Here is a 415-nt window from a genome sequence, read left to right as displayed (position 1 = left end):
CCGACCAGGACGTTCACGTCGCCGGTGCGCTCGGTGACGAGCGCCGTGCCGTCAGGTGTGAAGGCGAGGTCCCACGGGTTCTCGAGCCCGGTCGCGACGGTGGCCACGTCGTAGCGGACCGGAGCCGGGGCCGGTGTGGGTGGTTGGCACTGCGGCTCGCACGACGCCGGGGCGAGGCCCATGGCGACGAGCATGGCGGCGTTGGTGTCGTATTTGAACTCGGTGAGGCCTTGCGCCTGGGCGCGGGCGTGTTCGTCGGCTTCGAGGCGCTGCCAGTCGGCCTTGGTGACGATGGGCCGGGGGAGCTGGGCGAGACGGCGGCGCAGAGGCTCGAGCCCGAGGGGGCCGAGCGCGGGCAGGGTACGCAGATATTGGAGGACGGCCTGGGCGCCGTTGTTGCCGTCCTTGCGCGTCT

General features: G+C 72.0%; 1 pseudogene. It reads right to left on the bottom strand.

The window, feature by feature from the left end:
- Window positions 1-293, bottom strand: a pseudogene (locus I6F37_RS42050) (PQQ-dependent sugar dehydrogenase); the annotation flags it as partial.
- Window positions 294-415: the final 122 nt, after the last annotated feature.

The organism is Bradyrhizobium sp. NBAIM08 (genome assembly GCF_020193935.1).
GTDB classification, from domain to species: domain Bacteria; phylum Pseudomonadota; class Alphaproteobacteria; order Rhizobiales; family Xanthobacteraceae; genus Bradyrhizobium; species Bradyrhizobium yuanmingense.
Note: the sequence above shows the minus strand (reverse complement) of the source record. Positions and strands in the feature narration are given on the sequence as shown.